The organism is Guptibacillus hwajinpoensis (genome assembly GCF_020171785.1).
GTDB lineage: Bacteria > Bacillota > Bacilli > Bacillales > Guptibacillaceae > Guptibacillus > Guptibacillus sedimenti.
The window spans coordinates 61,172-84,503 of sequence record NZ_JAIVAE010000009.1; the positions used below are offsets into that span (position 1 = coordinate 61,172).

The 23,332-nt window shown below is 40.3% G+C and carries 27 protein-coding genes; 22 read left to right on the top strand and 5 right to left on the bottom strand.

Annotated features, from left to right (window positions below; all coding sequences use genetic code 11):
- Positions 1–65 precede the first annotated feature (65 nt).
- From tpx to LCL91_RS14100, 6 genes are all read left to right on the top strand, one after another.
- Positions 66–563, top strand: coding sequence for a thiol peroxidase (gene tpx / locus LCL91_RS14075; RefSeq protein ID WP_098444539.1), 498 nt, complete (start codon positions 66–68; stop codon positions 561–563).
- A gap of 174 nt (positions 564–737) precedes the next feature.
- Entirely contained in the window at positions 738–1,730 is a 993-nt protein-coding gene (locus tag LCL91_RS14080; protein WP_224883319.1) for a class I SAM-dependent methyltransferase, read from the top strand.
- 175 nt (positions 1,731–1,905) lie between these two features.
- Positions 1,906–3,093 carry an acetate kinase gene (locus LCL91_RS14085; protein ID WP_224883320.1) on the top strand — a complete coding sequence of 396 codons (1,188 nt, stop codon included), beginning with the start codon at positions 1,906–1,908 and terminating at the stop codon, positions 3,091–3,093.
- 117 nt (positions 3,094–3,210) lie between these two features.
- Positions 3,211–4,062: an EcsC family protein gene (locus LCL91_RS14090; RefSeq protein WP_224883507.1), complete on the top strand. Its 852-nt coding sequence runs from the start codon at positions 3,211–3,213 to the stop codon at positions 4,060–4,062.
- Positions 4,052–4,558 carry a MogA/MoaB family molybdenum cofactor biosynthesis protein gene (locus LCL91_RS14095; protein ID WP_224883321.1) on the top strand — a complete coding sequence of 169 codons (507 nt, stop codon included), beginning with the start codon at positions 4,052–4,054 and terminating at the stop codon, positions 4,556–4,558. Before LCL91_RS14090 ends, LCL91_RS14095 begins: the two co-directional genes overlap by 11 nt.
- Positions 4,559–4,715: 157 nt before the next feature.
- Positions 4,716–4,874 (top strand): hypothetical protein, encoded by a 159-nt coding sequence (locus LCL91_RS14100; RefSeq protein WP_179886258.1) that lies wholly within the window; start codon positions 4,716–4,718, stop codon positions 4,872–4,874.
- 44 nt (positions 4,875–4,918) lie between these two features.
- Here the strand turns inward: LCL91_RS14100 and LCL91_RS14105 are convergent, their stop codons facing one another.
- The gene (locus tag LCL91_RS14105) at positions 4,919–6,247 is read right to left on the bottom strand and encodes a purine-cytosine permease family protein (RefSeq protein ID WP_224883322.1); all 1,329 of its coding nucleotides are present in this window, start codon (positions 6,245–6,247) and stop codon (positions 4,919–4,921) included.
- Positions 6,248–6,372: 125 nt separating this feature from the next.
- Between LCL91_RS14105 and LCL91_RS14110 the strand changes: the two genes are divergently transcribed.
- From LCL91_RS14110 to LCL91_RS14170, 13 genes are all read left to right on the top strand, one after another.
- Complete coding sequence (locus LCL91_RS14110; protein ID WP_098444533.1) at positions 6,373–6,747, top strand: hypothetical protein; 375 nt, start codon at positions 6,373–6,375, stop codon at positions 6,745–6,747.
- A gap of 56 nt (positions 6,748–6,803) precedes the next feature.
- On the top strand, positions 6,804–7,172 hold the full coding sequence (locus LCL91_RS14115) for a fluoride efflux transporter FluC (RefSeq protein WP_224883323.1): 369 nt from the start codon (positions 6,804–6,806) through the stop codon (positions 7,170–7,172).
- A gap of 2 nt (positions 7,173–7,174) precedes the next feature.
- Complete coding sequence (locus tag LCL91_RS14120; protein ID WP_224883325.1) at positions 7,175–7,513, top strand: fluoride efflux transporter FluC; 339 nt, start codon at positions 7,175–7,177, stop codon at positions 7,511–7,513.
- A 123-nt stretch (positions 7,514–7,636) separates the two neighbouring features.
- Positions 7,637–8,755 carry an alanine dehydrogenase gene (gene ald / locus LCL91_RS14125; protein ID WP_224883327.1) on the top strand — a complete coding sequence of 373 codons (1,119 nt, stop codon included), beginning with the start codon at positions 7,637–7,639 and terminating at the stop codon, positions 8,753–8,755.
- A 132-nt stretch (positions 8,756–8,887) separates the two neighbouring features.
- Positions 8,888–9,352, top strand: coding sequence for a DUF3939 domain-containing protein (locus LCL91_RS14130; protein ID WP_224883329.1), 465 nt, complete (start codon positions 8,888–8,890; stop codon positions 9,350–9,352).
- Positions 9,353–9,407: 55 nt separating this feature from the next.
- A complete protein-coding gene (locus LCL91_RS14135) occupies positions 9,408–9,914 on the top strand; it encodes a DUF4178 domain-containing protein (RefSeq protein WP_224883331.1) in 507 nt (168 codons plus the stop codon).
- Positions 9,915–9,928: 14 nt separating this feature from the next.
- Positions 9,929–10,600 (top strand): PspA/IM30 family protein, encoded by a 672-nt coding sequence (locus tag LCL91_RS14140; RefSeq protein ID WP_224883333.1) that lies wholly within the window; start codon positions 9,929–9,931, stop codon positions 10,598–10,600.
- Between the two features lie 26 nt (positions 10,601–10,626).
- On the top strand, positions 10,627–11,187 hold the full coding sequence (locus LCL91_RS14145; RefSeq protein WP_224883335.1) for a DUF4247 domain-containing protein: 561 nt from the start codon (positions 10,627–10,629) through the stop codon (positions 11,185–11,187).
- Positions 11,188–11,206: 19 nt separating this feature from the next.
- Entirely contained in the window at positions 11,207–11,602 is a 396-nt protein-coding gene (locus tag LCL91_RS14150; RefSeq protein ID WP_224883336.1) for a DUF350 domain-containing protein, read from the top strand.
- Between the two features lie 30 nt (positions 11,603–11,632).
- Positions 11,633–13,177, top strand: a complete 1,545-nt coding sequence (locus LCL91_RS14155) for a polyamine aminopropyltransferase (RefSeq protein WP_224883337.1) — start codon at positions 11,633–11,635, stop codon at positions 13,175–13,177.
- 98 nt (positions 13,178–13,275) lie between these two features.
- Positions 13,276–13,956 (top strand): metal-dependent hydrolase, encoded by a 681-nt coding sequence (locus tag LCL91_RS14160; RefSeq protein ID WP_224883338.1) that lies wholly within the window; start codon positions 13,276–13,278, stop codon positions 13,954–13,956.
- A gap of 104 nt (positions 13,957–14,060) precedes the next feature.
- A complete protein-coding gene (locus LCL91_RS14165) occupies positions 14,061–14,297 on the top strand; it encodes a hypothetical protein (protein WP_224883339.1) in 237 nt (78 codons plus the stop codon).
- A 107-nt stretch (positions 14,298–14,404) separates the two neighbouring features.
- Positions 14,405–15,715 (top strand): DRTGG domain-containing protein, encoded by a 1,311-nt coding sequence (locus LCL91_RS14170; RefSeq protein ID WP_098444521.1) that lies wholly within the window; start codon positions 14,405–14,407, stop codon positions 15,713–15,715.
- Positions 15,716–15,765: 50 nt separating this feature from the next.
- On the opposite strand, the gene LCL91_RS14175 is transcribed toward LCL91_RS14170, so the two are convergent.
- Positions 15,766–16,071 carry a YtpI family protein gene (locus tag LCL91_RS14175; RefSeq protein ID WP_098444520.1) on the bottom strand — a complete coding sequence of 102 codons (306 nt, stop codon included), beginning with the start codon at positions 16,069–16,071 and terminating at the stop codon, positions 15,766–15,768.
- Between the two features lie 108 nt (positions 16,072–16,179).
- Between LCL91_RS14175 and LCL91_RS14180 the strand changes: the two genes are divergently transcribed.
- A complete protein-coding gene (locus LCL91_RS14180) occupies positions 16,180–17,115 on the top strand; it encodes a DHH family phosphoesterase (protein WP_224883340.1) in 936 nt (311 codons plus the stop codon).
- A gap of 53 nt (positions 17,116–17,168) precedes the next feature.
- On the opposite strand, the gene LCL91_RS14185 is transcribed toward LCL91_RS14180, so the two are convergent.
- The 3 genes from LCL91_RS14185 to LCL91_RS14195 all read right to left on the bottom strand — a co-directional run bounded on the left by LCL91_RS14185 (position 17,169) and on the right by LCL91_RS14195 (position 18,325).
- Positions 17,169–17,360, bottom strand: coding sequence for a hypothetical protein (locus LCL91_RS14185; RefSeq protein WP_224883341.1), 192 nt, complete (start codon positions 17,358–17,360; stop codon positions 17,169–17,171).
- A gap of 96 nt (positions 17,361–17,456) precedes the next feature.
- Entirely contained in the window at positions 17,457–17,963 is a 507-nt protein-coding gene (ytrI, locus tag LCL91_RS14190) for a sporulation membrane protein YtrI (RefSeq protein ID WP_224883342.1), read from the bottom strand.
- Positions 17,960–18,325, bottom strand: a complete 366-nt coding sequence (locus tag LCL91_RS14195; protein WP_224883343.1) for a YtrH family sporulation protein — start codon at positions 18,323–18,325, stop codon at positions 17,960–17,962. Before LCL91_RS14195 ends, ytrI begins: the two co-directional genes overlap by 4 nt.
- A gap of 176 nt (positions 18,326–18,501) precedes the next feature.
- On the opposite strand from LCL91_RS14195, the gene LCL91_RS14200 reads away from it, so the two are divergent.
- Entirely contained in the window at positions 18,502–21,852 is a 3,351-nt protein-coding gene (locus LCL91_RS14200; RefSeq protein ID WP_224883345.1) for a DNA polymerase III subunit alpha, read from the top strand.
- 131 nt (positions 21,853–21,983) lie between these two features.
- Positions 21,984–23,222, top strand: a complete 1,239-nt coding sequence (locus LCL91_RS14205; protein WP_425589686.1) for an NAD(P)-dependent malic enzyme — start codon at positions 21,984–21,986, stop codon at positions 23,220–23,222.
- The last annotated feature ends 110 nt before the right edge of the window (positions 23,223–23,332 follow it).

Consider the following 23,332-nt stretch of genomic DNA (forward strand, 5'->3'; position numbering starts at 1 on the left):
CTACTGGTTACACCTATATGATGAAGTTAGTCGTACATACGACCAATTATAAAGGAGGTATGAACATGGCTAACATTACATTTAAAGAAACGCCAATGACGCTTTTAGGTGAAGAAGTAAAAGTTGGTGACAAGGCTCCTGATTTTACTGTGCTTGCAAATGATCTATCTGAAAAGACGCTTGAAGATTATCCAGGTACTCGTCTTATTAGTGTTGTACCATCTCTTGATACAGGTGTTTGTGATGCTCAAACACGTAAATTCAATGAAGAGGCCGCAAAACTTAACAACGTAAAAGTATTAACCATTAGTGCCGATCTTCCATTTGCTCAAAAACGCTGGTGTGGTGCGGCTGGTATTGAGGATGCGATTACCTTATCAGATCATCGAGATCTTTCATTTGGTAAAGCATTTGGCGTAGCTATGCAGGAACTGCGTTTGCTAGCAAGAGCTGTGTTTGTTGTGAATCGTAACGGTGAGGTTGTGCACACGGAGTACGTGAGTGAAGCTACGAATCATCCTGATTATGATGCGGCTCTAAATGCTGCAAAACAAGCGGAATAATACATCTCCTACGAATAAAGGACTTCGATGACTTCATCGAGGTCCTTTTTTGCACGTTAGGTGATCGCGTTTTAGCTAGTTTCATGCAGAGAAGACGTGGGTTTCACATCTATCATTGTTGCGAAAGAAGTCAAGACTGTTTACAATAGGGACGAACTGATAGGAGGCCAATTAATGTCTGAGTTAACTGTAGAAAATTTATATAACGTGTTAGATGAATCAACACTTGTTATTCAAAATAAGTTAGAGATGTCTTATCTTGAAGCGCTGGTCGAGACAGGTTTAAATATATTTGAAAATAAAGTCCTTCAAGAAGAACTAGATGCTGATACGGTTGTACGCCTTAAAAATCTGTATGACGCTTGTAGTCTTGATGGAGCGGAACAGGAGACAGTGCGGAAAGGTATTCAACTGGCCCTGCTTAAAGGAATGAAAAAAGGTATTCAACCTCACCATGCAATGACACCAGATAGCGTGGCGCATTTAATTGGGTATCTTGTGAAAAAATATAAAGAGGTTCTAAATCTTGATCATATGAAGATTCTTGATCCTGCTGTTGGTACAGGGAATTTGCTAACGTCAGTCCTCAATCAATTGGATGGAGAGAACGTAGAAGCGTATGGTGTAGAACCCGACGATCTACTCTTGCACCTTGGATTTGTTAATGCTAACTTGCAAAAGCATCAGGTGGAATTTCTTCATCAGGATAGTGTGAAGCCACTCTACATTCCTCAAGTAAATACTGTAGTGACAGATTTACCTGTCGGATATTACCCACACGAAGAGGCAGCTGCGAAATATGAGTTGAAAGCGGAAGAGGGCATGTCTTATGTTCATCATCTCTTGATCGAACAAAGTTTAAACATGACGGAAGACTCCGGTATGCTTTTCTTTATGATCCCAAACTTTCTCTTTGGAGATGATGGTGCAAAGCAAGTAAGAAATTTGCTCAACGATCGGTCTGTTATTCATGGCATTATTCAGTTGCCAACTAGCTTGTTTGCCAATGAATCACAGGCAAAAAGTATCCTGGTTACTCAGAAAAAAGGGGAACACACGTTAAAACCTAAGCAAGTGATGATGGCGAAACTTCCGTCGTTCTCAAATCGTGAAGCAATGCTGAACATGATGCAACAAATCAATGGTTGGTTTTCACAGCTTTCTTAACAGAAGTGAAACGTTTACAAATCTGAATTGGCGGAATACTTGAATGTAAGCGGTTTTCATCTTGAATAAAGTAATGGTCGATGTTTAAATAATAAGAGTGCTAAAGATAGAAGGGTCTTACCCTTCTATTTTCGTGTCGTATTCTAATTTTATTGAATTAAAGGAGCTGTCACATATGGCGAAAATAATCGCAATCAACGCCGGTAGTTCTTCGTTGAAGTTTCAACTATTAAATATGCCGGAAGAAACTGTTATCACTAAAGGACTCGTGGAGAGAATCGGCCTTGATGACGCCATTTTTACAATAGAAGTGAACGGTGAAAAGAAAGAAGAAATTACTGATATTCCTGATCATGGAGTTGCGGTTAAAATGCTTCTAGATAAGCTGATTAGCTTCTCAATCATTTCTTCTTACGATGAAATTGAAGGTGTTGGACACCGTGTGGTTCATGGTGGTGAGAAATTTGATGACTCTGCATTGATTACGGATGATGTACTAGCTAGCATTGAAGAAGTATCAGAACTCGCTCCATTGCATAACCCTGCTCACCTTGTTGGGATTCGTGCATTCCGTGAAATTCTACCAGATGTTCCATCTGTAGCCGTATTTGATACAGCTTTCCATCAGTCTATGCCTGAGCAGTCGTTCCTATATAGTCTCCCTTACGATTATTATAAAGATTATGGAATTCGTAAGTACGGCTTCCACGGTACTTCTCACCAGTATGTATCAGAGAGAGCGGCAGAGATGCTTGGTCGCCCGCTTGATCAATTGCGTCTCCTTTCTTGCCACCTTGGTAACGGTGCGAGTATTGCAGCTATTCAAGGCGGAAAGTCAATTGATACATCAATGGGCTTCACTCCACTAGCTGGTGTAACAATGGGAACTCGTTCAGGTAACATTGACCCTGCTTTGATTCCATTTATTATGGACAAGACTGGTCAAACAGCAGAAGAAGTTATGAATACATTGAATAAGAAAAGTGGTCTTCTTGGAGTGTCTGGTTTCTCAAGTGATCTTCGCGATATCACTAGTAAAGCAGAAGCTGGAAATGAACGTGCTGAATTAGCACTAGAAGTATTTACTTCTCGTATTCATAAATACATTGGGTCTTATGCAGCACGCATGTCAGGACTAGACGCTATTATTTTCACAGCAGGTATCGGTGAAAATAGTGATGCGGTTCGTGCACGTGTGTTACGTGGCCTTGAATTTATGGGCGTTTATTGGGATCCAGCTTTAAACAAGGTGAAAGGGAAAGAAGCATTCATTAACTATCCTCACTCACCTGTAAAAGTTATGATTATTCCAACAAATGAAGAAGTCGTGATTGCGCGAGATACTGTTCGACTTTCTAAATAAATCAAAGCACCCGAAAAGGGTGCTTTTTTTTGTGTGTCCTTTTTTCACCTTTGTTGGAAGTTTTTGAAGGGAAAAGATACAATATAGGAAAGGGGTTGAAGGGAGCGGTTTCAATTGGTGTGGACAAAAAGAGAACAAAAAAGAATGTCGGTTATTCATTTATGGGAAGAAGAGCATTTTGCACATGAAGCAACTGACATAGAGCGAACATTTCACAAGTTGTATAACCACCAGCTCAATCAGCTGGATTCTAAAGCTAAAACTCGTTTGTATGCTGTAATGGACTCAGCGCTTTTTCATATGCATTCGCTTATACAAAATTCACAATCTCAGGTCGATGCCAGTCATCGACTCTTAACTGATGCACGCTTGTTTCATCCAGAGATCGAACAAATCCAGGATATGAAGAACTTGTCTGTTGATCAGCTTGTCTATATTGCTGATCAACAAATTGCGCGACAGCGAATGGTTTCATTTGCGCAAGGGGGACTTGCTGGTACGGGAAGTTTTTTATTATTAGGTCTTGATTTACCAGCGGTGCTTGCCATTAACCTAAGAACGGTACAGCTTATCGCGATGACTTATGGTTACCCTGTCAATTACCCTTCTGAAATGATGATAGCCCTTAAAGTTTTCCACATGGCTACTCTTCCTAAAGGTTTACAAGAGCGAGCCTGGCGAGAATTAGAGCAGGAGGTAAAGCAAGAGCAGGCACATCCATATTTTTATGAAGGTCCTGAAGGAATTGCTGATGCCAACTGGTTACAGGGTCCGATGAAGCAAATGATAAAAGGTACGGTACTAATGATGTTACGGAAAAAAATGATTCAAGGAATTCCGATTCTTGGCATAGCGATTGGAGCAGCCGTGAACTATCGATTTACACGGTCTGTCAGTGAAATTGCTCATAAGTTCTATGAGAAACGTTTTCTAAATGAACTTAGAGAGGAGTATGGAAATGAGCTTTAGTGAACATAAATCCAGTGCGCCGGCAGTTATTTATTGTTTGATTATCACTGTCAGTGACACAAGAACAAACGAAACAGATAAAAGCGGACAAATCATTTCCTCTCTACTAGAAGAAAAAGGTCATAAGGTAATCGAGCGCACCATTGTAAAAGATGATCAAGAGGAAATTTGGACGGCCATTCAGCGAGGGATTGCTGCTAGTGATGTGGATGCTGTTTTATTAAATGGAGGAACGGGCATTTCTAAAAGAGATGTCACCTATGAAGTTGTTGAAGGAGTGCTTGAGAAGGAGCTAGCTGGGTTTGGTGAGCTGTTTCGTATGATTAGCTATACAGATGACATTGGCACCCCAGCTATGCTAAGCAGAGCCATTGGAGGGGTCACGAAGGAAACGGCCATCTTTGCTATGCCAGGTTCTTCAGGTGCTGTGAAATTAGCGATGTCTAAGTTGTTAATCCCAGAGCTTCCTCACATTGTGCGAGAGCTTCGTAAATAACTGCTTATTCCTTCTAATTGCACTCAGACTCGATACATAAGATATCTTTTGTTATAAATTTCCTCACTTGTTTTGAATTAATCCTCAATCAATAAGTAAACCGTCCTGTTGTTGGAAAGAATACGAAAGCAAGACTGAAACGACAGGAGGCTACGTGATGACTGATAAGAAGAAGGAATTGATTTATGATGAAAGTGGTGAAATGGCTGTTCACCAACAGTTAAGTGAATCGTATCAGAGTGGTGTGATCGATGAGGAAGAACAAAAAGAAGCAAAAAAGCTTCCTCGTAAAGCTGATCGGAAAAGTTATTATTAATAAGGAAAAAAGTTCATGCCGTGAGCATGAACTTTTTTATGGTACTATTCAGTGAAACTTCTTTTCTTAAAACGGTGGAACGAAAGGTACAGTATGCTTGTTAATAGAAAAGATAAAAATCCTGGTGAATAATCAGTAGGTAGCAAAAGATAGAATAAAACACCCAATAAAATGGCGAGGAATCCTGATCGATTTAATGTTCTTTCTGATAAAGTCTCAAGCATGGCAGATGTGAAGCTTCCTTTTTTTATTACCATAAAATCAGTCACAATTACGGCAGATAAAGGAATAACAAAAGCACCGAGCAAAGAAATAAACGATTCCGCTTCATCCACAAAGGCTGGAAATGCACTTAACGCTACAGCGGCGAAACCTAATAAAAGGGCACTTTTCACTCGTCCGAGAGACGGAAACGTGTTTAGAAGGCTATATCCTCCTGTGTACGCATTGCTGATGTTGATCATGATCATTGAACAGAGTGCGGATGCAAAGATCAGGATTAACAGAAGAGTAGATTGCGTCTGTTGACTTGTGATTAAAAAAGGATTCCACGTTCCTGCTACTGTAGCGGTATAGGCACCGAGAAGTGCGGTTAATGTAAACCCGAAGGTATTTCCAGAAAATATGCCCCAGAATGCATGCTGAGGAGATTTGGCGTATCTTGCCATGTCGGAAGAGCTGCTAACTCCAGATACATACTGAACAAATGCAAGGCTAGCGAAGAAAAAGAATGATCTGTTTGGTTCTTCATGAAATGAGATAACGGATGAGTAGCTGCTGCCGTTTATAGAAGTAGTGAAATAAACAAAGAACATCGCAACGCCTCCAGCAAATAAAAGGGGAAGAAAATACTTGGTTACTTTTTTTACCGCATCAAAACCGACTAACGCAAGTAACGCCATTATAGTAGCAAGTACCAGTGACGTCGGCAGAAACAGAAGCTTTATTGAAAAAGCGCGCTTCATTAACTCAACGACCATATAAGTACCGCCTATGGTTTGAACGGAAAACCAGTATAGTGACGTGATGGTTCTAACTGGTGAAGCAAAGTATTGGGCTCCTTTTACACCAACAAATGCTCGCACTGCATATTGAGAGGGGATTCCGCGTCTTGCTCCTGGAAAGGATAGGAATGAGACAAATAGAAAAGCGACAGTTGCTCCGAATACGGTTGCAAGCACAGCCCAAACGAAGCTAAGTCCTCCTTCGAGAACGGCAAGAGCAGGCACAAGGAAATTCCCCGCATTCACGGATACAGCCATTTGAATCATAGTATATTCGTACCAGCGAGTCGTACGCGACGTTTCTGGAACGGATTCAAGTCCATATCGTTCAATTTGAATAGAATTAGATGATTTCGGTAAACTGCTCATAGACTCTCCTTTTACAACAAATATAGTTTTATTTTAGTTGTGATTTTAAGCGGAAGCAATTCTAATCATACGTTTAGGAATAATATTCATCACTTTCAGTCAGCATAAGGAGGAGGTGATGAATAATGAGGAAACTTACGATCATAACTTTTGCTGTTTACTTATGCCTGTTTACAATTCGAGCGGAAGCTTCTACACTTCAGAACAGTTTTTCATTTAAATGTATGGTTGTCTCTAATGGAATTGAACATGAATGGGAGTTCTCTAGTCCGAATGAATTTGAAGTTGAGAACGGAAATGTTGTTGAAAAAGGAGAGCGTGCAAAAAAGGAAGTCGAAGCTTTGTTTCAACATCTAGAAGTAACCGAAATTGCAAGAGTAGAAGAACTTGTGAAAAAAATGGACAGCTTTGGTTATCAAAACGCAGAAAGATTTGAATTAAAGTGGATGGATGCGAGCGGAAGGTTATACACCTGGGTATGGGATGAAAACGATCAGTAGACTTTGAATAGCGGTTTCGATAAGATGAGGAAAGACGAGAAAGGAGCCGCATTCAAGTGAAAAATAGTTTTGCTGTCATAGCTGGTGGAGCCATTGGAGCCTCTGTTAGAGGGGGGATTGGTACAGTGATGAATGGCAGTCCGATCGCTACTTTTATTGTCAATATCGTCGGCTCCATTCTTCTAGGTTTTTTCTATCAATTTGTAAGTACGAACCCTCGCCTTTCAGATTCAGTGAAAAAATTTATTGCGACTGGTTTGTTAGGATCATTTACAACCTTTTCCACATACTCTCTCGATTTGTTCGTTTACATAAGAGATGGACACTTTTGGGGATTAGCTTTGTATGGTGGCGGTAGTATTCTAGCTGGAATCTTAAGCGTCATCATAGGGGTTTCCTTAGCGAAAAAAGTGGGGTGGGACTAAGGATGGATTGGTTAATGATTGCTATTGGTGGCGGAGTTGGGGCATGGCTTCGTTATGTCACAGCACTAGGCGTAAACCGCTTTAATCAATTTCATTTCCCACTAGCAACTCTTTTAGTAAATCTATTAGGAAGTTTCTTAATGGGGATGGCGTTTGGAGCGGGAGATTGGGGGCCGGGGATCTCAACAGGTTTTCTCGGAGCGTTTACGACCTTTTCGACATTTATGTACGAAGCATTTGAGCTAGCTGCAACTAAGCTTTGGCTCTCGGTTGTTTACATCGTTGTTAGCTTAATTAGCGGGTTGTTAATGGTCACTGTGGGGTATATGATAATAGTGTGAAGATTAAGAAAATAGACTTATGTTGTTGCGTTATAGAGAATCGTCTTTTGGATTATTTTGGTAACTTTTTAGAATGGTTAGGTGATTTTATACGGACCAAAGAGAGACGAAGGAGGAGTATGCATGCATATTGGCATTCCTGTAGAAGTGAAAAACAATGAGAACCGAGTAGCGATGACACCTGCTGGCGTATTAAGTTTAAAGAACTTCGGCCATGAAGTATATATCGAAAAAGGGGCGGGGGTGGGTTCTGGTTTTGGAGATGAGCAGTATCTCGAAGCTGGCGCTCATCTTGTTGAAACGGCCGCAGAAGCGTGGTCGAAGGAAATGGTTATGAAAGTAAAAGAGCCGCTTCCTCAGGAATATGGCTATTTTCGTGAGGGGCTAATTTTGTTTACATATTTACACCTAGCTGCGGAGTCTGAGCTGACACGAGCGCTTGTCGAAAAAAAAGTGATTGGCATTGCGTATGAAACGGTTCAGCTATCAAATGGCTCGTTACCTCTTCTAACTCCTATGAGTGAAGTGGCCGGCCGGATGGCTGCACAGATCGGTGCTCAATTTCTTGAGAAACCCAAAGGTGGACTTGGCATTCTATTAGGTGGCGTCCCGGGGGTAAAGAGAGGGAAAGTTACTGTCATTGGCGGCGGAGTTGTAGGAACGAATGCAGCTAAAATTGCAATGGGACTTGGAGCAGACGTAACGATTATGGATTTAAGCCCAGAAAGAATGCGACAGCTTGATGATATTTTTGGAACTGAAATAAATACGATGATGTCCAATCCACTAAATATAATAGAAGCGGTGAAAGAATCAGATCTTGTTATCGGTGCTGTTCTTATTCCAGGAGCAAAGGCGCCAAAACTCGTAACGGAAGAGATGATTAAAGAAATGAAGCCCGGTTCCGTCATCGTTGATGTTGCAATTGATCAGGGAGGTATATTCGAAACAACGGATCGCATCACAACTCATGATAATCCAACCTATACGAAGCACGGTGTTGTGCATTACGCTGTAGCCAATATGCCAGGCGCTGTGCCACGTACATCCACGATTGCCTTAACAAATGTGACTGTTCCTTATGCGGTTCAGCTTGCGAATAAAGGATACAAGAAAGCCTGTCTTGAAAATGAACCTTTGTTAAAGGGGATTAACACGATGCATGGTTTTGTAACGTATGAAGCAGTAGCTGAAGCACAGCAGCTTGATTATAAAAGTGCGCGTTCACTTCTTGAAAAGTAAAAGAAGTATAAAGCAGCTAGTAGCTGCTTTATTTTTTTACGCCTTGAATGACGGCTCGTTATTATAAGAAGAGTGAATATAGAAGAGGATTTTCTTCATTCAATACGGAACTGTGTATGGGGAGGTGAAAACATGGCATTTTGGAGGAAAAAGAATGAAAACCGCAAAGTGGATCACCCTACGATGATAGAAGCAAGCCTTCATGAAATACGGCAGGCGGTCGGTAAATTCGCAGAAAAGAAACGTGATGGTATTTCGTTAAAAGTTCTTGTAAAAGATAACAATGAACTCGATGCTTCTTTTCTTATATCTCACCTTGGAGGTATTCCGTCTAAACCATTTTATATGTCGAAAGAGACGTTTGAACTTTTTGAAGAACAACACCGCCATATTCCATTTTGGATTGATACAGTTCAGAGAGCTGTGGACTCATACATTCATTCTGAGAAAGAAGCTCCAGTCATCGAAGGAGATCCTTTTCAGAAAATCAGCTTTTTTAAACTGGAAAAGAAAGCTCTCTTAACAGAACGACCCCCACTGGATTTCTATTATACTGAGCAAGAGGGAATGGTTTCTCATCGAAAACCAGAAAAATAACCGGAACTTTTATAGCGATGATTCGTATAAAGCTTTGAGGATGGGAGGCGAGGGTATGAGTTTTTTATCAAAATTATTCGGAAAGAAGGAAGAAAACACGATTAAAGAAAGGACCGTTTTTTCAATTCAAGTTGGTGATATCGTCACTTATGATCTAGAAGATTATGAAGTTGTGGGATCACTGACGTATCAGGATAATGGCTATAAGTGGTACGCCTACCAGCTGAAATCGGGAGCATCCTCGGTATGGCTAAGTGCCGAAATGGATGACGAACTTGAGCTAGGCATTTATCGTAATGTGAAGGAAAAGCTGGCAAGACCCATACCAGAAAAGCTAACCATAGACGATGTTACGTATTATAGAGAAGAACATGGTCGAGCAAAAGTGTTAGGGACTGGGCGTGGTAGTAATTTAAATGGGCAGGAAGTAGAATACCACGATTTTTCAAATGAAGATGAAACAAACTTTCTATCAATAGAAATTTGGGGTTCTGAAGTAGAAGTAAGCAAAGGGTATGCTATTGAAGAATATGAGATTAAAATTCTTGCTGGAAGTAAATGAGAGGATGATAGCAAATGTTTAATATGTTCAAACGAGTTAAAACGATCATGTCTTCTGAATTAAATGCTGCACTAGATAAGGCGGAAGATCCGGTAAAGATGCTAGAACAGTTTATGAGGGATATGGAAGCAGATATTCGAGATGCTGAAACAGCAGTAGCGAAACAAATATCGAATGAGAAAATGTTGAAAAAGAAATGGGACGATGCGAACGCAATGGTTTCAAAGCGCCAGGATCAAGCGATGAAAGCATTGGAATCTGACAATGATGATTTAGCCAGAAGAGCGCTTCAAGACAAAAAAGATCATGAAGCAAAAGCGGAAACACTGAAGACATCTTATGAAAGAGCCAAGACTGATGCAGATTCTCTTCGTTCAAAGTTAGATGAGATGAAAGAAGAGTATCGTCAAATGCAGCTGAAGAAAGATAGTCTAAAGGCTCGTGCAGAGTCAGCCAAAACGAAAACGAAGATAAATCGTGCCATGTCTGATATTGGCGGTGATGATTCGAAACGTGGTTTTGAACGGATGGAGGAAAAAGTTCTTCAGTACGAAGCTGAAGCTGAGACAAGTGAAGATATGCGTTCGAAAAGTCGCTCTCTTGATGATGAGCTTGATGCACTTGACAAAAATGACGGTATCGATGATGAATTGGCAGAGCTTAAGAAAAAAATGGGGAAAGAATAAGCTTTCCCCTTAAATGGGGTGGAAGAATGAAATGGCTCACTGGATTACTGACAGCATTCATTCTGCTCTTATCGGCATGTGGGATTACGAAGGATATTCAAGAAATCGTCGAAGATCGCTATCAGCTTGAAGATGTCGTTGAAAGCAGCGTGGATTCAAGCGATGTCTCAAAGGTTTACAATGCTGAGGAAGATATCCCTACTGTTGCCTCCTACTTACAGGAACAAATAAAGCCGAATGAAGTCAGTGAATTAAAAGAAGGCAAACAAATTCTCGTTTATGATGACTATATCGTAACGTTGCAAGAAAATGATGACGCATCGAATACCCTCGTCGAAGTCGCTACAGTTGGATTTGTACGAGATAACTACCAACCTAATTTCTTTGATGGGTTACTAGCTTATTATATTCTAGATGAAATACTAGATGTAGATGACTGGGGGAAAAAACAAAAAAACCGCTGTTTGAACGCAACCGGGAATTGTTATGGAGGATATGGCGCCACGGGTGGTACATATAAAGGACCGACAACGATTCCGTCTTTTCGAGGATCGAGTCGCGGTGGCGGTCCGGGAACAGGGAAATAATTGAAGGAGGATCATCTTAATGGGACCATTTTTATTAACATTTATTTATTTTATTGCAGCGATTGTTGTTGTAGTTGTTGGATTAATAATTTTTGAATTGATTACGACAAAATACAAGGATTGGGAACAAGTTGAAAACGGAAATACGGCAGTTGCGCTATCCATAGGTGGTAAGATTATTGGAATTTGTCTTATCTTAGCTTTCGCTATTTATCATAGTTCAGATGTTCTCGATACAGTCATATGGGGGGCTTATGGCGTGGTTCTTCAATTGGTGGCTTATTATATCTTTGATTTTCTTACAAGGCGTTTCTCAGTGGAACAAAAGCTTAGTGAAGGTGTTGTATCAGTAGGTGTACTCTCCATGTGCGTTTCCATTGGTCTAGCATTAGTAGTAGGAGCATCAATCACGTAAAAAAGAAATGAACAGCTGAAGGTGAAAGTCATGAGCAGGACGTTTAGTAAAAGCAGTCAGTTGTACTGGGCTTCAGGAATTGTATCGATCTGCGGAATTATTTTTGAAGTGCTGTTCGGCGCTCTAGGATCATACATACTAGGTGATGGTGTAAAGCAATATACGTTAACCATTTCGCTCTTTCTGACTGGAATGGGGATTGGCGCATCCCTGAGTGAAAAAGTTGTAAAAAACTTGATTACAAGATTTATTGCGATAGAACTTCTTATTGGTGTGATAGGTGGATTTTCTAGTTTTACTGTGTTTGGAATTATGGCAATTGCAGGAGAAGAAGCAACTACTATTGTACTCTATACGACCATTCTTATTGTAGGCGGATTAACGGGCCTTGAACTACCAATTTTGATCCGAAAAGCGAATGAAATTGGTGTAGAAATGAATAAAAGTACAGCAAGAGTGCTCTTTTCTGACTATGCAGGAGGGCTTGTAGGGGGGCTATTATTTGCCTTTTACCTTCGACCAGAATTTGGGCTTGTAAAATCAGCTTTCCTTGTCGCTCTCGTGAACATTCTTGTGGCATTTTGGATGATTTATTCATTTCGAAAAGAGATCGTTTATCAAGCTGTTTATATTGGAATAGCAATCCTTTTGTTCTTACTAATGGTTGTCGGTACAATTTTCGGTGAGGAAATGGCTTTCTCTTTTGAGCAGCGTTTATACAAAGATCCAATTATTTATTCGGAAGAAACTTCTTATCAAAAAATCACCTTAACGAGGGAACAGGGAGATCTTAGACTTTTTTTGAACGGACAGCTTCAGTTTAGTTCAAGTGATGAACATCGATACCATGAAACGCTCGTTCACATCCCGATGGCGACAGTTCAAAATGCTGAAAATGTATTATTACTGGGAGGCGGAGATGGACTAGCTGTTCGAGAGCTTTTAAAATATGATCGCGTGAAATCGATAACAGTAGTGGATTTAGATCCTGAAATGGTGACACTTGCGAAAGAACATCACTTATTGACGGAATTAAATAAGCATGCACTTGAAGATAAACGTGTCCAAATACGTAATGAAGATGCTTTTCAATACATTAAGGAAGAACAAAAAACGTTTGATGTAATTATTGCTGATCTTCCTGATCCAAATAATGAATCGTTAAACAAATTGTATACGTGGGAATTCTATTCGTTGTTACGTAATCATTTGGAAATCAACGGAGCGTTAATGGTACAAGCAACAAGTCCATTGTTTGCAAGAGAAGCTTATTGGACAATTGATCGCACGATCGCAGAGACTGGTTTAATCACTTCCAATTACCACGTCGATATCCCAAGTTTCGGAGACTGGGGTTTTGTGATGGCTACAAGAGAGCCGGTCGATCCAGAGAAGCTAAAGCTTACTGTAAAAACCAAATTTCTATCAAGTGAGATGATTCCTTCCCTTAGCGTGTTTGGGAAAGATGAAGATCAACAGATGATGAAAGAAGGGAAAGAGGTTCGATTTGAACCGAATACACTTATTCAACCTCATCTAATCGAAAAATACGAACGAGCATGGTTGTATTACTAGTTTAGATCATTACTCAAAGGGAATTTACTGACTAGAGTCAATCCTTCTATATTTTTCATGGAGGTTGAAAATTCCAACCGTTAAAGGAGCGATACCAAATGAAAGTTACATTTCATGGTCATTCAGTTGTTGAGATTGTTACGGAAAAAGCAAAAATTTTAATTGATCCTTTTATTTCAGGTAATGGACAATGTAAGTTAGACGCTAGCGAAGTGAAGTGCGACGTTATTTTATTGACACACGGACATAATGATCACGTCGGAGATACAGTTGATATTGCGAAACGAAATGATGCTTTAGTCGTAGCTCCATTTGAATTGGCTACATACCTTGAATTTAAAGGGGTTAATGCTCATCCTATGGCAATTGGTGGCGCTCACGAATTTGAATTTGGTAAGGTGAAGTTAACGCAAGCATTCCATGGCTCAAGCTATACAGAAGAAGAAAATCAGCAAATTATTTACACGGGCATGCCATCAGGTATTCTGTTTAGTGCAGAAGGAAAAACGGTTTATCACGCTGGTGATACAGGACTCTTTTCAGATATGAAGCTATTGTCTGAGAAGTCGATTGATCTTGCGTTCTTACCGATTGGTGATAATTTTACAATGGGACCAGAGGACGCTGCTGTTGCTGCGAAATGGATTAACGCAGATGTAACTGTCCCAATTCACTACAATACATTTCCACTTATTGAACAAGATGGTGAGGCGTTTGCAGATAGCCTTAAAGGAACGAGAGGTAAAGTTTTACAATCAGGCGAAACAATCGAATTATAATCCAACACAAAACCGATGCACTGCATCGGTTTTGTGTTGGATAAGCGTATTAAATTAGCCAATTCAAACATATCCTTTTAGAAAGGCTGTAGGGGGGAATTGGTGTGAAACAACGATTGTTTTTATCTGTGTTGTGTATTTTGTTTTTAATGTATGATGCTGTACCACGTTTTCAAATTGATTTAACGCTTGAAGGTGCTTTCTTTAGTCTCTGGCTTCTCTTTGCTGTCATGGCGCTTGGTGGAAATCTTGCTGGCTTGTTCTTTGGGAGAAGAGAAACTCAGTTTATAACAGAAGAGGATTTACCAGTTGATTTAAGAAAAAAACAATACAGTCGTTGAAGTTATAGGGATGAGTTATGTATAATGAAGTCAATTCAAACACCACTATAACAGAAGTAGCATATCTACTGATACAGATGTGAACGTAGAAAGTATGGTGAAAGAAATTGACAACGAAACATGAACAGATTCTCGAATATATTGAGACGCTAGAAGTGGGAAGTAAAATATCTGTGCGTCAAATTGCAAGAGAGCTGAAAGTGAGTGAAGGGACAGCCTATCGAGCGATCAAGGATGCTGAAAATAAAGGTACGGTCAGCACAATTGAACGTGTGGGCACAATCCGAATTACAAAAAAAGAAAAAGAAAACATTGAAAAACTCACTTATGCTGAAGTGGTGAACGTAGTGGATGGACAAGTGCTTGGAGGGAGAAACGGCCTACATAAAACCCTTCACAAGTTCGTTATCGGAGCGATGAAATTGGAAGCAATGATGCGCTATGTTGATCCTGGGAGTTTACTCATCGTAGGTAATCGAGACAATGTTCACAAAATTGCACTTGAAGCAGGCGCCGCCGTTTTGATTACGGGTGGATTTGACGCGCAGGACGATGTGAAAAAAATGGCAGATGCCTATGATTTACCGATTATTTCAACATCCTACGATTCCTTTACAGTAGCCACCATGATTAATCGAGCGATATATGACCGGTTGATCAAAAAGGAAATTGCTTTAGTTAGTGATATCTTAACGCCACTTACGAAAACAAGTTTTCTGGTTACGACGGAAAACGTAGGTCGCTGGCACGAGTTAAATGAGAAAACGCTCCATAGTCGTTATCCTGTTGTGGACCCCAATATGAAAGTGCAGGGTATTGTGACTTCAAAAGATATTCTTGGAGAGCGTAACGAAACACCAATCTCAAAAGTAATGACGAAACATCCTTTGACAGTAAATGAACAAACATCGGTTGCATCTGCTGCCCATACAATGATTTGGGAAGGAATCGAAATGCTGCCCGTTCTCGATCAATACCACCGACTGATAGGGATTATTAGTAGACAAGATGTGTTAAAAGCGCTTCAAATGATTCAGCAACAGCCTCAAATCGGTGAAACGTTTGATGACCTGATTACGAGTCAAATTAAAGATGTGTCAACACCATCAGAAAGTCGGTACAGCTGTGAAATAACGCCACAAATGACAAGCCTACTTGGAACTTTATCATATGGGGTAGTGACTACCCTTGTAACCGAAGCTGGTAGCCGAGTATTAAAGAAATACAAAAAAGGTGATTTGGTTGTTGAAAATATTACGCTTTATTTTATAAAACCCGTTCAAATCGATCATACAATTGAAATTGTTCCTAAAGTACTCGAGGTCTCACGTAAATTTGGGAAGGTCGATGTTGAAATTTATCATGAAGGGTCAGTTGTAGGCAAGGCGCTCATGATGGCGCAGCTTATCGATCGATAAAAAAACCGCCAACGAATGTGGCGGTTTCATTTTCATTATTCATATCGTGCTTAATTTTGCTTCATCATATTTGCCTCTTCAATGGCAAAAGGAAGGTAGTGACGGTATTTTTTGTAGCCGACTACAACGTTTGCAAGGCCGAGTAAAATAAAGACAGCAGCGACGATAAACGTTACAGTTGATAAAGAAACAGTGAGTGAATTAATCGCAAAAAAGATAAGGAACAGTCCTAATGCAATACTTGCTTTTGAATGAAGCCACTGTGTCGTTGCTACACCGCTATGACGTACAGCTTTCACTTTGTAGAACAAATAGAAAACAATTGAAAAAACAATAAAAATAACAAAGATAGGCATGGCTGCTTTCCTCCATATTCAAGGTTCTTTTCTATTGTATAGAAGATGATAGGGAAAATCTATGTCAGAACAATAACAATTAGGAACGCAGTCGAAAGGAGAAGCTTCATGAAAGAAAAAATACTAGATGCTATTGAACAATATGAAACGATTATTATTCATCGCCACGTGCGTCCAGATCCTGATGCATTAGGATCACAAGGCGGTCTTGCTGAGCTTATTCGAACTTCTTTTCCTAAGAAGAAGGTCTATACTGTCGGTGAAGAAGAACCTTCACTCACATTTCTAAATCGAATGGACAAGATATCAAATGAGACTTATGAAGATGCCCTTGTCATTGTTTGTGATACGGCTAACCAGCCGCGTGTAAGTGATGAGCGCTATCGAAATGGCAAGCTTCTCATTAAAATTGATCATCATCCGAACGAAGATCCTTACGGTGATCTTCTATGGGTAGATACCTCTTCAAGTTCTGTAAGTGAAATGATTGTTGATTTATATTTAACAGCAAAGGACCGAGGATACGAGCTATCCGAAAAAGGAGCTTTTCTTCTGTATGCAGGAATTGTAGGGGATACTGGGCGTTTTATGTTTTCTAATACGACTCAACGTACCTTTATGTATGCTGGAGAGCTTTTAAAGTTTGGTGTTGACACGGGCTTTCTTTATAAAGAACTATACAGGACAGAGCAGCATATTGCCCGTTTAAATGGCTATGTTCTGCAACATTTTGAAACATCAGAAACGGGTGCAGGATGGATGAAAATCACAAAAGAAACCGTTGCTTCATACGGAGTAACCGCTAGCGAAGCATCCCAGCTAGTAAATAGTTTCTCCAATGTAGCGGGATTAAAAGCGTGGGTATTCTTTATTGAGGAGGCAGACCAAATTCGCGTTCGCCTTCGTTCGAAAGGTCCTGTTGTAAATCAAATCGCAGCACAGTTTAACGGAGGTGGACATCCAATGGCTGCGGGTGCCACAGTGTATACATGGGAAGAAGCGGACGAGGTTCTTGCTGAACTTGAAAAGGTGTGCAACGAGTAAGTCATAAAAAAGACCGGTATCTCCTTTTTAAAGGGATTTCCGGTCTTCCTTGTTTACATCTGATCGTGTGATTTAGGAATAAACCATGAACCAAAGCTTGTCACGTCTTCGTGCACGTCGATGTTAAGTGATTGCAGCTCCTTTTTAATAAGGGCAGTCATTTCATGGGACTCTGCGTAAGCGGATCGTCCATTCATTAGATCAGCGATTTTTGCTCTCGCGATTTGTTTGCGATCAATAACCATCGCGCCACCTCCACAATTTCTATACTCTTATCATATACTACGCTTGTGAAAATTGCGACTTGTCTGACAAAAGGTCACAAAATAGATCTATTTTCGCTATTGGACGAGCTTGATTGCAAGTTCTACCTCGACTGTTGTCCAGAGAATAAATTGTTTTACTTCAAATCCATATTTTACGTCATCAATGATTAACGTTTTATTTTCGAGGGACGAGATGATAAAGCTTCTTGTCCTCGATATCGCTCCAAGATCTTTGTTGAGAAGATCATTCAATTCACTTTGAATTTCTTTTTTGAGCTCATGGCGGGTTAAGGAGTTAAGCGGTAATTCCTTATCTTTTTCAAAAGCTACGTCAATTTTTTTTACAAGCAGTGTTTTCTCAATATCGGTGCTATTGTAATTTTCTTTATCGTCGAGCAGGGTTTGATTCTGCATGCTTAGATCAGAAATTTCAATTTTTTGCTCTTTGATTGTCGTAATCTGCTTTTCGTACATGATACCAAAAAGCATAAGAAAGAAGAGCCAACCAAAAATCACCCCTACACAAAGACCGGCTAGAAATCGCTGCCAGCCCTTTCTAGAATAAAGAGGGGGGACTCTCATAACGTGGAGCGTTCCTGTGTTAGCCAGTTAATAATTTCCATTCCAGCTTGGGCGCCACCGAGCGCACAGAATATCCATAAAAACTGACGCATGATTTCGTCTGGTGAACCGCTGAGAAAACTTCTTTCCATATTATTGATTGTGTCGAAAGTACCTCCAATCGCTGCTGCGATCGCCCAGATTTTTAATCGTTGTGCCACAATAAACATCCAATGTAGCGGAGGTTCACCAGAGAGAAAAGCTCCAATACCTCCGATGAGAGAACCTCCAACAATCACTCCAAAGGCTACAAAAAAAGCAATAATCAAGGTAACGAGCGTTACTCTCTCCATTTTTGATTCCTTCTTTCTAATCAGTTTCATTTAGGATCTTCTTATAAATGAACGAAAAATAACTTGGCGTATTTAAAGCGGAGCAAATGATTGCATTTAGTACAGCCTATGCAACCATGAGAGAATGTTATGCTTGATAATGTTTGTTTGAGAAGCTTGAAGTATCTATAATAGAGGATAACAGCAAATTGAGAGTGGGATAAACTATGGAATTCGTGCATCTTCGTGTCTACAGTGAATATAGTCTTCTAGACAGTCCGAGTCGTATTGAAGCGTTGATAGAATCAGCAAAACAAAAAGGGTATCAGTCGCTTGCTCTAACGGATAAAGGAACCATGTTTGGAACAATCCCTTTCTACAAAGCATGTAAAGCAAAGGGCATAAAACCGATCATTGGCCTGGATGTCCGCGTGGGAAACCGTACTGCTCTTCATACGCGCGATCAATTCGACCATCTTGTTTTACTGGCTGTTAATAAAGTTGGGTACGATAATTTATTAAAGATCAGCACACACATGCAGTGTGCAACAGGTAATATCCCTTACATAGAAAAAGAAGATTTAGTTAAAAACGCAAGCGGGCTTATCGCTCTTTCAGGGTCTATTTTAAGCAAGATCGGACAGGAACTTTTACATGGTGAAGAAACGACCGCATTTGAAATGGCGATGGAGTATCAGCGTATCTTCAAGGAAGGGTTTTATCTTGAAATGCAAGATCATTCGTTACGAGAAGAAAGGCAACTCAACTTATTGCTCTCGACGTTTGCGAACAAGGTCAATCTTCCTTTAACGGTGACAAATGCTGCGCATTATATTAACCGGGAAGATGGAGAAGCGCATGATTGTTTGAGGTGTATAGACGCAGGGCAGCGGTTTGAAGACAAAAATCTCGTTGCGCTACCTAACCATGAGTACTATTTAGCACCTCCGGAAGAAATGACGCAGCGATTTAGAGGGTATGAGACAGCTCTTATAAATACAACTGATATTGCGGCAAAGTGCAATGTCGAATTAAATTTTAATCAAACACATTTGCCTCTTTATCCGGTACCTGATGAAGGAACGGCTTTTGACTATTTAAAGAAAATTTGTTTCGATAATCTTTCTGAGCGCTATTCATGTGAGGATGAACGCGTCACTGAACGATTGAATTACGAACTTTCTGTTATTAACAAAATGGGTTTCAATGATTATTTTCTAATTGTTTGGGACTTCATGAAATACGCGCATGAGCATCAAATGATTACTGGTCCAGGTCGAGGGTCTGCAGCAGGTTCTCTTGTTGCTTACTTATTGAAGATAACAGATGTGGACCCTATTAAACACAATCTTTTATTTGAGCGATTCTTGAATCCAGAGCGCGTCACCATGCCTGATATTGATATAGATTTTCCTGACGTTAGACGAGATGAAGTGATTGATTATGTACATGAGAAATATGGTCATGATCGAGTCGCTCAAATAGTTACGTTTGGAACGCTTGCAGCAAAGGCTGCCATTCGAGACGTGGGACGAGTATTAGAGGTAGACAACAAGCTTCTTGATGCCATGTCTAAAGCAATCCCCTCACGACCCGGTTTGACGTTAAATCAGGCGAAAAAAGAGTCGAAGGTTCTTAGTAATCTCGTCTCTTCATCCGAAGAAGGGAAACGCGTATTTGAGATAGCTAGTACAATTGAGGGGCTGCCACGACATACGTCCACTCATGCTGCTGGAGTGGTGATTTCAGCAGAGCCTCTGACGCATCATGTTCCTTTGCTTGGTGGTCATCACATTAACTTAACCCAATTTCCGATGAATGATTTAGAAGAGATTGGTTTATTGAAGATGGATTTCCTGGGACTTCGGAATTTAACCTTAATTGAAGGTATATTAAATGACATTGAAGACGAAACGGGTCAAAGGCCTTCTCTTTCAACGCTACCAATGGATGATGAAGCTACTTTCTCTCTACTACAAAAAGCCGATACGACTGGTGTATTTCAACTTGAATCTGATGGAATGCGTCAAGTACTTAGAAAGCTAAAGCCAACTGAGTTTGAAGATATTGTCGCAGTTAATGCACTTTATCGTCCGGGACCGATGGAGAATATTCCTCTTTTTATTTCTGGGAAGCACAAAGAAAGGACAATTGAATATCTCCACCATGACCTTGAGCCTATTCTTGAATCAACGTATGGGGTTATTGTGTATCAAGAACAAATTATGCAAATTGCTTCTAAGTTAGCTGGTTTTTCTCTGGGAGAAGCTGATCTATTGAGGAGAGCTGTATCTAAAAAGAAGCGTGAAGTTCTTGAGTCAGAAAGAGAGCACTTTGTGAGGGGATGTCTTGAGAAGGGATATCCGAAAGATACAGCTCTTAAAGTATATGAGTACATTGTTCGGTTTGCAGATTATGGCTTTAACAGAAGTCATGCGGTTGCTTATAGTGTCATTGCTTACCAGCTCGCTTATTTAAAAGCAAACTATTCGCGCTATTTCTTTTCAAGTCTTCTGAACTCTGCCGTTGGAAACCAGGATCGACTTGCGACGTATTTAGCTGAAGCGAAACAAAAAGGCATGATAGTTCAACCTCCATCGATTAATAGTAGTCAGGAAACGTTCACGGTGGAGAAGAATGCCATTCGATTCGGACTTCTACCGGTAAAAAATGTCGGAAGAAATGCGATTGAAGAGATCGTGCAAAAAAGAACGCATCCTTACAAAAGTCTTTTTGATCTATGTACGAGGATTTCGCTGAAAGTGGTGAACAAGCGCGCTCTTGAATCACTTATATTTGCAGGGGCAATGGATGAGTTTGGGGTAAGTCGTTCTTCTATGCTTGCATCATTAGAAGGGGCGATGAATTACGGTTCTGAACAAAGGGGTCAGGAAGGCTTCTTCCAAGATGGCGAAACGGAACCAGCTTACGAAAGCGTCCCCCCTTTTGATGAAGCGGAAATGCTCGCTTTTGAAAAAGAAGCGATTGGTTTTTACTTAACCGCTCATCCGCTTGATCCTTATTTGGATAAATTAAAAGGTTATGTAAGGAACGTTACGAAAGATGCGATAGAGGCTGAGGATCGTGCCCCGCTTAGGTTGGCCGTAGAGGTATTGAAGGTGCGAAGTATTCGAACGAAAAAAGGTCAAATGATGGCCTTTCTAACACTTGGTGATGAAACAGGAGAAATTGAAGGAGTAGCCTTTCCTGACGTCTGGGAGAAAATGGAGGGCCTGTTGACTAAAGGAGAATTTCTATATGTTGATGGGGTGGGACAAAAGAGAAATGATCAGACGAATATCATTATATCAAGGGTCATGAAGTTAGCGGATATTAAGCCTAAAAAAGCAAAACAAACTTTGTTTCTTAAAATTGAACCGCATCACGAAAGCGTCTTAAGTGAAGTGAAGAAAGTGCTTCATCAACATTCAGGTGATACAGAGGTTGTTATATATTATAGTAAAACAGATAAAACAGTTAAATTAGGTGAAGGATGGCTAGTGAACCCTGATCCAGACTGTGTTCACACGTTGAAAAAATTACTTGGTGAACGCAACGTCGTAAAAAAGCCGCGATGAAAATCTTTACAGCAAATGGTGATTTGTTATAATGGGGAAAATAGAGTGGTCTGACCACTGCCCAAATGTCCTAGGGAAATTGTTAAACATAGTCTAATGCTTCTGAAAAAAGGAGAGTGGAATGATTGTCCATTACAAGAGAAGAAGCCCTACATATTCACAGAGTAAGGCAAGGAAAGTTAGAATCAAAATCAAAAGTACCTGTTCGTAATGCCACTGATTTAAGCCTGGCTTATTCACCTGGTGTAGCAGAGCCGTGTAAAGAAATTTATGATGATAAGAATAAAGTATATGAATATACAATGAAAGGCAACATGGTGGCGGTTGTATCAGACGGTACTGCCGTACTCGGTCTTGGAAATATTGGCCCTGAAGCTGCTCTTCCCGTAATGGAAGGAAAGGCGGTTCTTTTCAAGAGTTTTGCCGGGGTTGATGCCTTTCCAATTTGCTTAAACACAACAGATGTCGATCAAATCGTGCAAACTGTTAAGTTAATGGAACCTACTTTTGGTGGAATAAATCTCGAAGATATTGCTGCTCCAAACTGCTTTGTCATCGAAGAAAGACTAAAAAAAGAAACAAATATTCCGATCTTTCATGATGATCAACATGGTACAGCAATTGTAACCGTAGCGGGATTAGTTAATGCTCTGAAACTATCAGGTAAAAAGATGAGTGAAATTAAAGTTGTTATTAATGGTGCAGGAGCAGCGGGCATTGCCATTATTAAACTTTTAAATCGTTTCGGCGTAAAAGACATTATTATGTGTGATTCAAAAGGGGCTATTTACGAAGGTCGTTCTTACGGAATGAATGATGTAAAAGCGGAAGTAGCTAAATATACAAATCGTGATAAAGCTGAAGGATCCCTGAAAGAAGTGATTGTGAATACAGATGTTTTTATTGGGGTGTCCGTTGAAGGCGCATTGACAAAAGAAATGGTGGAGTCAATGAATGAGGATCCTACCATTTTTGCTATGGCGAACCCAAATCCTGAAATCATGCCTGACGATGCGAGAGAAGCGGGAGCTAAAGTGATTGGTACAGGCCGTTCAGATTTCCCAAATCAAATTAATAACGTGCTTGCATTTCCTGGTATCTTTAGAGGTGCTCTTGATGTTCGCGCAACTCACATTAACGAAGATATGAAAGTAGCTGCTGTACAAGCCATTGCAGAGTTAGTTGCTGAGGAAGATCTAAATGCAGATTACGTGATTCCTGCTCCATTTGATCCGCGTGTGGCACCTGCAGTTGCTGCAAGCGTAGCGAAAGCTGCTATGGAAACCGGAGTAGCTCGAATAAATGTTGATCCGGAAGCTGTGAAAGAAAAAACGCGTTCTCTTGCAATCATTGAAGCAGATAATGAATAAGTGGGGAAGAGCTTGACTTTCTCACTTTTTTCTTGCATTTTACGTATGAGTGCGGATTGTATTGTAAGAATACCTGGTGAAAAGCCGGGTTATTCTAACGTTCTCCTGTT

Excerpts from the sequence above, each read along its gene's own strand:
- LCL91_RS14105 (WP_224883322.1), bottom strand. The coding sequence starts at position 6,247 with ATGAGCAGTTTACCGAAATCATCTAATTCTATTCAAATTGAACGATAT.
- LCL91_RS14145 (WP_224883335.1), top strand. The coding sequence starts at position 10,627 with ATGAAATGGCTCACTGGATTACTGACAGCATTCATTCTGCTCTTATCG.
- LCL91_RS14110 (WP_098444533.1), top strand. The coding sequence starts at position 6,373 with ATGAGGAAACTTACGATCATAACTTTTGCTGTTTACTTATGCCTGTTT.
- LCL91_RS14175 (WP_098444520.1), bottom strand. The coding sequence starts at position 16,071 with ATGCCTATCTTTGTTATTTTTATTGTTTTTTCAATTGTTTTCTATTTG.
- LCL91_RS14095 (WP_224883321.1), top strand. The coding sequence starts at position 4,052 with ATGAGCTTTAGTGAACATAAATCCAGTGCGCCGGCAGTTATTTATTGT.
- LCL91_RS14140 (WP_224883333.1), top strand. The coding sequence starts at position 9,929 with ATGTTTAATATGTTCAAACGAGTTAAAACGATCATGTCTTCTGAATTA.
- LCL91_RS14155 (WP_224883337.1), top strand. The coding sequence starts at position 11,633 with ATGAGCAGGACGTTTAGTAAAAGCAGTCAGTTGTACTGGGCTTCAGGA.
- ytrI (WP_224883342.1), bottom strand. The coding sequence starts at position 17,963 with ATGAGAGTCCCCCCTCTTTATTCTAGAAAGGGCTGGCAGCGATTTCTA.
- LCL91_RS14100 (WP_179886258.1), top strand. The coding sequence starts at position 4,716 with ATGACTGATAAGAAGAAGGAATTGATTTATGATGAAAGTGGTGAAATG.
- tpx (WP_098444539.1), top strand. The coding sequence starts at position 66 with ATGGCTAACATTACATTTAAAGAAACGCCAATGACGCTTTTAGGTGAA.
- LCL91_RS14160 (WP_224883338.1), top strand. The coding sequence starts at position 13,276 with ATGAAAGTTACATTTCATGGTCATTCAGTTGTTGAGATTGTTACGGAA.
- LCL91_RS14120 (WP_224883325.1), top strand. The coding sequence starts at position 7,175 with ATGGATTGGTTAATGATTGCTATTGGTGGCGGAGTTGGGGCATGGCTT.
- ald (WP_224883327.1), top strand. The coding sequence starts at position 7,637 with ATGCATATTGGCATTCCTGTAGAAGTGAAAAACAATGAGAACCGAGTA.
- LCL91_RS14130 (WP_224883329.1), top strand. The coding sequence starts at position 8,888 with ATGGCATTTTGGAGGAAAAAGAATGAAAACCGCAAAGTGGATCACCCT.
- LCL91_RS14200 (WP_224883345.1), top strand. The coding sequence starts at position 18,502 with ATGGAATTCGTGCATCTTCGTGTCTACAGTGAATATAGTCTTCTAGAC.
- LCL91_RS14185 (WP_224883341.1), bottom strand. The coding sequence starts at position 17,360 with ATGGTTATTGATCGCAAACAAATCGCGAGAGCAAAAATCGCTGATCTA.
- LCL91_RS14135 (WP_224883331.1), top strand. The coding sequence starts at position 9,408 with ATGAGTTTTTTATCAAAATTATTCGGAAAGAAGGAAGAAAACACGATT.
- LCL91_RS14085 (WP_224883320.1), top strand. The coding sequence starts at position 1,906 with ATGGCGAAAATAATCGCAATCAACGCCGGTAGTTCTTCGTTGAAGTTT.
- LCL91_RS14150 (WP_224883336.1), top strand. The coding sequence starts at position 11,207 with ATGGGACCATTTTTATTAACATTTATTTATTTTATTGCAGCGATTGTT.
- LCL91_RS14180 (WP_224883340.1), top strand. The coding sequence starts at position 16,180 with ATGAAAGAAAAAATACTAGATGCTATTGAACAATATGAAACGATTATT.
- LCL91_RS14195 (WP_224883343.1), bottom strand. The coding sequence starts at position 18,325 with ATGAAACTGATTAGAAAGAAGGAATCAAAAATGGAGAGAGTAACGCTC.
- LCL91_RS14080 (WP_224883319.1), top strand. The coding sequence starts at position 738 with ATGTCTGAGTTAACTGTAGAAAATTTATATAACGTGTTAGATGAATCA.